We start from the raw sequence: 9,212 nt of genomic DNA, 5'->3' as shown, positions 1-9,212 counted from the left end.
CGCCCCGGCGCGCGGGGCCGCCGCCCGCCCCGCCGCCCCCCCCCCCCCCCCCCCCCCCCCCCCCCCCCCCCCCCCCCCCCCCCCCCCCCCCCCCCCCCCCACTACTCTGCTATTGGCAGGCAGAGGGTTTCTTTTACTTCCTCCATCACGATGTAGCTTTTGGATTCGCGTACGTGCGGCAAGGTCAGCAGGGTGCTGCCGAGCAGCTTGCGGTAGGAGGCCATTTCGTTGATGCGGGCCTTGAGCAGGTAATCGAAATCACCGGACATCAAATGGCATTCCAGTACGTTGGGTAGCTTCAGCGCCGCACGCCGGAATTCCTCGAAGATGTCGCCGGATTTGTAGGCCAGGCTGATCTCCACGAACACCAGCAGGCTGGCCTTGACCGAGGAAGGGTCCAGTCGTGCGTAGTAGCCGGTGATCACGCCTTCGCGCTCCAGCCGGCGCACGCGCTCGGTGCAGGGCGTGGTCGACAGGCCGACGCGTTCGCCCAGCTCGGTGAAGGAGATACGCCCCTCCTGCTGCAGGATGCGCAGGATCTTGCGGTCGATCTTGTCCAGTTCGCGGCTGCGGGTGGCCATGGCGGCTCTGTTTTTGATGAACGAAGCGGGAAATTAACCTGATTCGGCAAGTTAATACAGGGAAAACAACTGGCTGACCCTGAATATACTGCGCCGTTCCTAGCCCCTGCCGTCCCGTGCGCAGGGAATGATGTGGTCCGGAGAATGAAAATGCGCGTTCTGGTGCTTGGCAGCGGTGTGATCGGCACGACCAGTGCCTGGTATCTACGGCAGGCCGGCTTTGAGGTCACCGTGGTGGACCGGCAGCCGGCCCCGGCGCTGGAAACCAGCTTTGCCAATGCCGGCCAGCTGTCGTTCGGCTATACCTCGCCGTGGGCAGCCCCGGGCGTGCCGTTCAAGGCGATCAAGTGGCTGTTCGAGGAGCATGCGCCGCTGGCCATCCGCCCCACCGCCGACATCGCCCAGTACCGTTGGCTGTGGCAGATGCTGCGCAACTGCACCTCGGCCCGCTACGCGGTCAACAAGGCGCGCATGGTGCGGGTGTCCGACTACAGCCGCGATTGCATCAACGAACTGCGCGCCGCCACCGGTATCGACTACGAAGGCCGCCAGCTGGGCACCACCCAGTTGTTCCGCACCCAGCAGCAGCTGGATGCCGCCGCGCAGGACATCGAGGTGCTGCGCGAATACGGCGTGCCCTACGAAGTGCTGGACCGCCAGGGCATTGCCCGGGTCGAGCCGGCGTTGGCTGGCAAGACTGAAATGCTGGTCGGCGCGTTGCGCCTGCCCGAGGACCAGACCGGCGACTGCCAGCTGTTCACCACCAAGCTGGCGGCGTTGGCCGAAGCGGCCGGTGTCGAGTTCCGCTTCGACCAGGACATCGCTTCGATCCAGACCGATGGCGACCGCATCACCGGCGTACGCATCAACGGCAAGCTCGAGACCGCCGACCACTACGTGCTGGCGTTGGGCAGCTATTCGCCGCAGCTGCTGGCACCGTTGGGCATGCAGCTGCCGGTGTACCCGCTGAAGGGATACTCGCTGACCCTGCCGATCACCAACGCGGCGATGGCGCCGAACTCGACCATCCTCGACGAGAGCTACAAGATCGCCATTACGCGCTTCGAAGACCGCATCCGCGTCGGCGGCATGGCCGAAGTGGCCGGTTTCGATCTGTCGCTGGAGCCGCGCCGTCGCGCCACGCTGGAGAAGGTGGTCAAGGACCTGTACCCGGATGGCGGCGACCTGTCGCAGGCCAGCTTCTGGACCGGCCTGCGCCCGGCCACCCCGGATGGCACCCCGGTGATCGGCGCAACGCCGTATCGCAACCTGTTCCTCAATACCGGCCACGGCACCCTCGGCTGGACCATGGCGGCCGGCTCCGGTCGTTACCTGGCCGATCTGATGAGCGGCAAGCAGCCGCAGATCAGCACCGAAGGCCTGGATATCTTCCGCTACGGCAAGGGCCAGCACTGATGCGCCCGGCACAGGCACTGATCGACCTGGACGCACTGCGCCACAACTACCGGCTGGCCCGCCAGCTCGGCGGTGGCAAGGCCCTGGCGATCATCAAGGCGGATGCCTATGGCCATGGCGCGGTGAACTGCGCCCGCGCGCTGCAGGACGAGGCCGACGGTTTTGGCGTGGCCTGCATCGAAGAAGCGCTGGAGCTGCGCCAGGCCGGCATCCGTGGCCCGATCCTGCTGATGGAAGGCTTCTTCGACGCGGCTGAGCTGCCGTTGATCGTCGAGCATGATTTCTGGGTGGTCGTGGCCACGTCGTGGCAGCTGGAGGCGGTGGAGGCATTCAAGACCGACGCCACGCTGCGTATCTGGCTCAAGCTGGACAGCGGCATGCACCGGCTGGGTCTGTCGCCGGAAGAGTTCCGCGACGCGCATGCACGCCTGAGCGCACTGCCGCAGGTCGGCCCGTTGGTGTTGATGACCCACCTGGCGCGTGCCGACGAACTGGGCAGCAACCGCACCCGCGAGCAGCTCGATGTCTTCGTTCGTGCGACAGAAGGTTTGGCTGGTGAAACCAGCCTATGCAATTCGCCGGCCTTGTTGGGCTGGCCGGATGTGCGCAGCGATTGGGTACGCCCGGGCCTGATGTTGTACGGCGCCGATCCCTTGTATCCGCAGCCCAGCCCGCATGCCGCGCAGCTGCGCCCGGTGATGACCCTGCAATCGCGGGTGATCGCGGTGCGCGAACTCGGCGTCGGCGAACCGCTGGGGTATGGCGCGCGTTTTGTTGCTGAAAAGCCAACGCGCGTAGGCGTGGTTGCGATGGGCTACGCCGATGGCTACCCGCAGTTCGCGCCGAATGGCACGCCGGTGTTGATCGACGGCGTGCCGGGGCGACTGATTGGTCGTGTATCGATGGACATGTTGACCGTGGACCTGAGCGATCACCCGCAGGCCGCACGTGGCAGCATCGTGCAGTTGTGGGGCAATGCGCCGACCATTTCCGAGTTGGCGCCGCGCTGCAATACCAGCGCCTATCGCTTGCCGTGCAGCCTCAAGCGCACGCCGCGGGTGTATTTGTCGGCGTGATGCTTTTTCTCCCTCCCTTGCGCCGAAGGCGGAGGGGAGGGTTGGGGAGGGGTTGGCTCTGTGCTGATGTGGTGCCGGTAAAGCTTTTGCCGAGCATGGCTCGGCACTACCGGTGAAGCCGAGCGCCGTCGCGTTGCGGTCCTTCCTTCTTTGTGGGAGCGGCGTAAGCCGCGAAGCTGGTGATCAATCCGATGGCAGGAAGATCGGCAACTTCTTTGCTGTCGGCTTCGCGGCTTACGCCGCACCTGCAAGGTTAAGGGTGACGCCTCTGCCGAGCATGGCTCGGCACTACAGAAACAAAAAGGGCCGCATTGCGGCCCTTCTTCAATCTGCCAATTGCGAATCACAGCCCGGCAGTGCTGCGATCGCTCTGCAGTTCGCGGCGTACCCAATCATTGAGCAGGCGCTTCTCGTAGCGCAGCGGGTCGGTGTTGTTGGGCAGGCTGCTGTTGAGCAGATAACCGGTGTCGGCCAGCTTGCGCTCGCCCTGGTCGATGACCTGGCCATTGGCATCGGTCAAGGTGAACTGCAGCGTGATGCGCGGCGGGTAGATGTCGCGCATGATGCGTACGTCATCCAGACGCGGGCCATGCCACGGCTCGTAGTCACCGGCACGCTTGATGTCGGTGATGGTCACGTCCAGTTTCTGCCCTTCCGGCAGCTGCTTGCTGGCCTGCTTGCGCAGGTGTTCGGCCAGATCCTCCACCCAGTTGCCCCGCTGCGCGTCCCAGCGGTTGCGGCTGTAGCGCAGTTCGGTGAACTGCGTCGGATCGGTCCATTGCACCTGTACTGGACCGTCGGCGCTCAGGGCATGCGGCGCTTCGGGATCGGATACGGTGCGCGGCTTGGCATCGGCGCCGCCAGCAGCCAGCAGGCAGGCCAGGACAAGTCCGGTAACGGTCAGTGTTTTCATGACATGCTCCTGGTGGACGTTGATGATGGAAGTGTGAGGCCCACACCCCAACGCTGCAATGAACCCGGTGCCAGTTCGCAGCAACGGATTGCGCGATGGTTCATCATCACAGGGTGTGGATGGTTTGTCGCCCAGACTGGGCGGCACGTATCCCTCTTCGCCGCGCCATTTCTCCTCTCCGACGATGCCTGCCCCCAGCCCGGACTCACACCTGTCATTGCTGTCTCTGGACGAAGAGGATCTGGAAAGCTCCAGCCTCTATCGGGAGGTATTCAATGCGGTGGCCAGCGGCTTCTGCGTGATCGAACTGGTGTTTGAACAGGGCACTGCGGTGGATTTCATCTACCGCAAGGTCAATGCCGGTTTCCAGAAGGTCACCGGCCTGAGCAATGTCACCGGTCGGCGTGCGAGCGAGGTGGTGCCGGCGATGGAGGCGGACTGGTTCCAGGCCTTTGGTCGGGTGGTCAGCGAGGGCGGGATCAGCCAGTTCGAGCGCCAGGTGTCGGAGCCGTCGCGCTGGTATTCGGTGGAGGCGGTACGCATCGGCAAGCCCGACAAGCACCAGGTCGCGGTGTTTCTGTTCGATATCTCGGCACGCAAGCGGATTGAAACCGAGCTGGCCGAAAGCGAGGCGCGTTTCAGCGCCTTGGCCGACGGCCTGCCGATGCCGGTCTGGGTGGTGGATGACCGCGGCCAGCTGCGCTTCGTCAACGCGGCGTTCTTCACCTTCTTCGGGCTGCCAGCCGATCAGGACCTGGGGCCGGATCCCTGGCAGCGTCTTCTGCATCCTGACGAACGTGCCTCGTTCGAGTACGAATTGCAGGCTGCGTTGAACGGCCGCACCGAGCTGCACGCCAATACCCGCGTGCGCCGCCACGATGGGCAATGGCGGTGGTTGGAAATGAACGCGGTGCCGCGTTTTTCGGCCGATGGCCGCTTCATCGGCCTGGCGGGCAACAGCCCGGATATCACCGAGCGCCGTGAGATCGAAATGGCACGCGAAGACCTGCTCACCGCCGAGCGTGTGGCGCGCAACGCCGCCGAAGGCATGGCGCGGATGAAGGATGAATTCCTCGCAACCCTGTCGCATGAGCTGCGCACGCCACTGACCACGGTGCTGGGCTGGAGCGAGCTGCTGCTGCAACGCATGGAGGCCGATCACCCGATGCGCCGCGGCATGGAAGTGATCGCCAGCAGCGCGATGACGCAGAAGAACCTGATGTCGGACATGCTCGACCTGAGCAGCATGTTGCTGGGCAAGGTGCAGCTGGAAGTGGAAGTGCTGGACCTGTCCGAGCAGCTGCGCGAAGCGGTGCGTGCGCAGGAGCTGGTGGCCGAAGGCAAGGCGCAGACGGTGGTGCTGGAGCTGCCGGAGCTGCCGCAGCCGGTGCTTGGCGATGCCACCCGTCTGCAGCAGATACTCGGCAATCTCTTGTCCAACGCAATCAAGTTCACCCCGGTTGAAGGGCGGATCGAGATCAGCCTGCAGCACGAAGCCGGCCATCTGGTGGTGCAGATCAAGGACGACGGTGACGGCATCGCGCCGGAGTTCCTGGAACACCTGTTCAGCCGCTTCAGTCAGGCCGACAGCACCACCACCCGTCGCCACGGTGGCCTCGGGCTGGGCCTGGCCATCGTCCAGCAGCTGACCGAACTGCATGGCGGTACAGTTTCGGCAGCCAGCGAGGGGTCAGGACGTGGCGCCACCTTCCATCTGCGCCTGCCGGAGTTTAAAGCGCAGAAGGCGGTGAACCACCCGCGCCGGCGCGTACAGCGCGGCCGCATCGGTGAACAGGTGCTCGTGCCCAATGCCCTGCAGGGCCTGCGCGTGCTGGCGGTGGAGGACCAGGTCGACATGCTGGGCTACATCCGCCGCCTGCTGGAAGAGCAGGGCGCGTCGGTGGTTACAGCCAGCACCGCTGCCGAAGCCTTGGAGCTGCTGGACCTGCGCGGGCATACCGCGTTCGACGTGCTGATCAGTGACATCGGCATGCCAGGCATGGATGGCTACGGCCTGATCCACACCCTGCGCGAGACCTTGGGCGTCGGCGGCGATGAGCTGCCAGCGGTGGCGGTGACCGCGCTGGCCCGTGCCGATGACCGGCGACGTGCGTTTTCCTCTGGTTTCCAGGGGCATCTGGCCAAGCCATACAGCGTGGCGCAGCTGATTTCGGCTATCCGCGACGCGCGCCTGCCGCGCTGAAATCTTTGCACGGATTTCACGCGGAAAAACGCTACTGTGACGGCGTTCACCCATGGACGCTGTCATGCCCCTGTACGCGCCGCATGTTTATTCCGACCCGATGCTGATCGCATCGCTGGAGGCCTTGCTCGGCCAGTTGCCGGAGCAGGCCCGGGTCATGCTGGTCCTCAAGGATGGCAGTCGCGTCGCTGGCACCGTTACCGAGCAGCCGACGTTGCAGCATTTTGCCGACCACAACGAGCAGCCTGGGGTGAACGCGACGGTGCGGCTGGAAGACCTGTTGCGGGCCTGCCAACAACATGTGATCTGGCTGGACAGCGTGCTCCAGGTGCAGCATCTGCCGGCCGCCGACCCCTGATCCAGCGCGGGCGTGAGGCCTCATTCAGCTGGCTGCGGCCGGTGACCGGGGCCGGCCCGGTAGAATGGCCGGCCCTGCTAGACGAATTACCGGCATGCCTGCTCCGCACGACGCTCCGTTGGAAACCCTGTTCCTCCCGTTCTCCAAGGCTGGTCTGCGCTGGCCGCAGGGGCCGGTACTGTTCCTGCGCGCGCAGGACGGTTGGCCGCTGCGCGAACATGCCGACAGCGCCCAGCTGGTCTGTTCGCAGAGTTTCCGACCCTTTGCCGACGCCCTGCAGCGTAGCGGTTGGGAAGTGCGCGATGAACAGGCGCTGGAGCAAACCGAGGAGCGCTACGCGCTGGTGCTGGTGCTGCCGCCGCGGCAGCGTGACGAAGCCCGCGCGCTGTTCGCGCAGGCCCTGAACAAGCTGGCCCCGGGCGGGATCATCCTCGCCTGCCAGTCCAACAACGAAGGCGCGCGCTCCGGTGAGAGTGACCTGCAGCAGCTGGCCGGTCTGGGCGGCACGCTGACCAAGAATCACTGCCGCGCGTACTGGTCGGTGCCAGCCGAAGGCAAGCACGACGAGGCCTTGCACAAGCGCTGGTCCGCGTTGGATGCACCGCGCAAGATCGTTGATGGCCGCTTCCTGAGCCGCCCCGGCGTGTTCGCCTGGGACCGCATCGATCCGGCCTCGGCCCTGCTGGTGGAGCAGCTGCCGGCGGATCTGGCCGGCCGTGGCGCCGACCTGGGCGCTGGCTGGGGCTACCTGTCCTCCGAAGTGCTGGCACGCTGCCCCAAGGTCACCGCGCTGGATCTATACGAAGCCGAGGCGCGCGCGCTGGCCCTGGCCCGCCACAACCTGGCCGATGCCGGTGCGCGGGTGAAGCTGGATTTCCGCTGGCAGGACGTCACCGCCGGCATTGATGGCCGCTACGACTTCATCGTCTCCAACCCGCCGTTCCACACCCCGGCGCGCGAAGACCGGCCCGACATCGGCCGCCGCTTCATCGCCGTGGCGGCGCAGTCGCTGCGTCCGGGCGGTCAGCTGTTCATGGTCGCCAACCGCCATCTGCCCTACGAGCAGATCCTCACCGAGAGCTTCGGTGAAGTGCGGGTGGCCGCCGAGCGCGATGGCTTCAAGGTCATCGTCGGTACCCGGGGCCGCGCATGAAGCTGGTCAAGCACATCGCCAACCTCGGGTACGGCAGCCGCAAACAGGTGCAGCAGATGTTCCGCGAGGGCCGCATCACCGACGCGCAAGGCGAAGTGCTGTATGCCGACGACAAGGTCGAGCACGACAACATCCGCATCGATGACGAGCTGCTGGACCCACCGCCGGGCCTGATCCTGATGCTGCACAAGCCGGCTGGTTACACCTGTTCGACCAAAGACCATGGCCGCTTGATCTACGAACTGCTGCCGGAACGCTTCCGCGACCGCGACCCGGTGCTGTCCAGCGTTGGTCGCCTCGATCGCGACACCTCGGGCATGTTGCTGATGACCGATGACGGCCAGCTGTTGCACCGCATCGTCTCGCCGAAGTCGAAGCTGGACAAGGTTTACGAAGCACAGCTGGCGGAAGATCTGAGCGGCAGCGAGACCGCCCGGTTCGCCAGCGGCGCACTGCTGCTGGAATCGGACGACAAGCCCTTGCTGCCTGCCGAACTTGAGGTGCTGGGCGCACGCGCTGCACGTCTGACCCTGCACGAAGGCCGCTACCACCAGGTGCGGCGCATGTTCGCCGCGGTGGGCAACCACGTGCAGGCGCTGCATCGTTCGCGCATCGGCGGCCTGGGTCTGGGCGATCTGCCTGAAGGCCAATGGCGTCAGCTCGATGCCGCCGATCTGGCGGTGTTGTTTGGAGAGCAGGCCTGATGGAATTGCAGGCCCGCCCGCAGGCGCTGGTGTTCGACATGGACGGGCTGATGCTGGACAGCGAGCGTGCGCTGATGGGCTGCCTGGAGCAGACCGCGCAGGAGCATGGCTATGGCTTGCCGCGCCCGCTGCTGCTGTCCCTGATCGGCTCATCCGATGCCACCACACGGCAGAAACTGGCCGACGTGCTGGGCATGCAGCGCACCGACGCGTTGTTGGCCGATTCCTATGCGCGCTACGCCGACATCGTCGAAGCCGGGGTGCCGTTGCGGCCGGGCATCATCGAGTTGCTGGAGTTGCTGCGCGAGCATGACATCCCGCGCGCGGTGGCCACCGCCACCCGTTCACCGCTTGCCCAGCGCAAGTTGGAAGCGGCGGGTTTGCTGCAGTATTTCCAGTTCGTTGCTACCAGCAGCGATGTGGCCCATTCCAAGCCGGCCCCGGATATCTATCTGCACGCCGCGCATGGGTTGGGTATTGCGCCCGAGCATTGCCTGGCATTGGAGGATTCACCGACCGGCGTGCGCGCGGCCCTTGCGGCCGGCATGACCACCATCCAGATTCCAGATCTGTTGGAGCCGGACGAAGAAGTGCGCGGCTACGGTCACCACATCACCGCCTCGCTGCACGACGTGCGCGAGCTGCTGCAGCAATGGCTGCCGGTAAGCGCGGCTTAGGTCTCACTGTAGTGCCGAGCCATGCTCGGCAGGGGCTTTACCAGCAATCCCGCAGCCAAACGCTTCACCTGTAGTGCCGAGCCATGCTCGGCATGAGGTCTTGCCGGTAACGCCCCTGCCGAGCATGGCTC

At 65.4% G+C, this 9,212-nt stretch carries 9 protein-coding genes; 7 read left to right on the top strand and 2 right to left on the bottom strand.

Features of this window, described 5'->3' with window-relative positions; all coding sequences use genetic code 11:
* Positions 1–101 precede the first annotated feature (101 nt).
* Positions 102–581 carry a winged helix-turn-helix transcriptional regulator gene (locus QMX78_RS18110; RefSeq protein WP_057626761.1) on the bottom strand — a complete coding sequence of 160 codons (480 nt, stop codon included), beginning with the start codon at positions 579–581 and terminating at the stop codon, positions 102–104.
* Positions 582–731: 150 nt separating this feature from the next.
* On the opposite strand from QMX78_RS18110, the gene QMX78_RS18105 reads away from it, so the two are divergent.
* The gene (locus QMX78_RS18105) at positions 732–1,997 is read left to right on the top strand and encodes a D-amino acid dehydrogenase (RefSeq protein WP_282272146.1); all 1,266 of its coding nucleotides are present in this window, start codon (positions 732–734) and stop codon (positions 1,995–1,997) included.
* Positions 1,997–3,073 carry an alanine racemase gene (gene alr, locus QMX78_RS18100; RefSeq protein ID WP_282272142.1) on the top strand — a complete coding sequence of 359 codons (1,077 nt, stop codon included), beginning with the start codon at positions 1,997–1,999 and terminating at the stop codon, positions 3,071–3,073. The genes QMX78_RS18105 and alr overlap by 1 nt, the downstream gene beginning before the upstream one ends.
* Positions 3,074–3,416: 343 nt before the next feature.
* Here the strand turns inward: alr and QMX78_RS18095 are convergent, their stop codons facing one another.
* The gene (locus QMX78_RS18095) at positions 3,417–3,986 is read right to left on the bottom strand and encodes a DUF3016 domain-containing protein (protein ID WP_282272140.1); all 570 of its coding nucleotides are present in this window, start codon (positions 3,984–3,986) and stop codon (positions 3,417–3,419) included.
* A gap of 184 nt (positions 3,987–4,170) precedes the next feature.
* On the opposite strand from QMX78_RS18095, the gene QMX78_RS18090 reads away from it, so the two are divergent.
* The 5 genes from QMX78_RS18090 (at position 4,171) to QMX78_RS18070 (ending at position 9,081) form a co-directional block, all read left to right on the top strand.
* Entirely contained in the window at positions 4,171–6,189 is a 2,019-nt protein-coding gene (locus tag QMX78_RS18090) for an ATP-binding protein (RefSeq protein ID WP_282272138.1), read from the top strand.
* A gap of 52 nt (positions 6,190–6,241) precedes the next feature.
* A complete protein-coding gene (locus tag QMX78_RS18085) occupies positions 6,242–6,547 on the top strand; it encodes a DUF3247 family protein (RefSeq protein ID WP_282272136.1) in 306 nt (101 codons plus the stop codon).
* A 94-nt stretch (positions 6,548–6,641) separates the two neighbouring features.
* Positions 6,642–7,700: a methyltransferase gene (locus QMX78_RS18080; protein WP_282272134.1), complete on the top strand. Its 1,059-nt coding sequence runs from the start codon at positions 6,642–6,644 to the stop codon at positions 7,698–7,700.
* The gene (locus QMX78_RS18075) at positions 7,697–8,404 is read left to right on the top strand and encodes a 16S rRNA pseudouridine(516) synthase (RefSeq protein WP_282272132.1); all 708 of its coding nucleotides are present in this window, start codon (positions 7,697–7,699) and stop codon (positions 8,402–8,404) included. The genes QMX78_RS18080 and QMX78_RS18075 overlap by 4 nt, the downstream gene beginning before the upstream one ends.
* Positions 8,404–9,081 (top strand): HAD family phosphatase, encoded by a 678-nt coding sequence (locus QMX78_RS18070; protein WP_282272130.1) that lies wholly within the window; start codon positions 8,404–8,406, stop codon positions 9,079–9,081. Before QMX78_RS18075 ends, QMX78_RS18070 begins: the two co-directional genes overlap by 1 nt.
* Positions 9,082–9,212: the final 131 nt, after the last annotated feature.

The sequence above is a fragment of the Stenotrophomonas sp. PS02298 genome (assembly GCF_029959445.1).
Taxonomy (GTDB): domain Bacteria; phylum Pseudomonadota; class Gammaproteobacteria; order Xanthomonadales; family Xanthomonadaceae; genus Stenotrophomonas.
The sequence above is the reverse complement of the archived record's forward strand: the minus strand, read 5'-3'. Positions and strand labels throughout refer to the sequence as shown.

What these genes read in the sequence shown, in the direction of transcription:
- QMX78_RS18110 (WP_057626761.1), bottom strand. Translation starts at nt 581, where the DNA reads ATGGCCACCCGCAGCCGCGAACTGGACAAGATCGACCGCAAGATCCTG.
- QMX78_RS18105 (WP_282272146.1), top strand. Translation starts at nt 732, where the DNA reads ATGCGCGTTCTGGTGCTTGGCAGCGGTGTGATCGGCACGACCAGTGCC.
- alr (WP_282272142.1), top strand. Translation starts at nt 1,997, where the DNA reads ATGCGCCCGGCACAGGCACTGATCGACCTGGACGCACTGCGCCACAAC.
- QMX78_RS18095 (WP_282272140.1), bottom strand. Translation starts at nt 3,986, where the DNA reads ATGAAAACACTGACCGTTACCGGACTTGTCCTGGCCTGCCTGCTGGCT.
- QMX78_RS18090 (WP_282272138.1), top strand. Translation starts at nt 4,171, where the DNA reads ATGCCTGCCCCCAGCCCGGACTCACACCTGTCATTGCTGTCTCTGGAC.
- QMX78_RS18085 (WP_282272136.1), top strand. Translation starts at nt 6,242, where the DNA reads ATGGACGCTGTCATGCCCCTGTACGCGCCGCATGTTTATTCCGACCCG.
- QMX78_RS18080 (WP_282272134.1), top strand. Translation starts at nt 6,642, where the DNA reads ATGCCTGCTCCGCACGACGCTCCGTTGGAAACCCTGTTCCTCCCGTTC.
- QMX78_RS18075 (WP_282272132.1), top strand. Translation starts at nt 7,697, where the DNA reads ATGAAGCTGGTCAAGCACATCGCCAACCTCGGGTACGGCAGCCGCAAA.
- QMX78_RS18070 (WP_282272130.1), top strand. Translation starts at nt 8,404, where the DNA reads ATGGAATTGCAGGCCCGCCCGCAGGCGCTGGTGTTCGACATGGACGGG.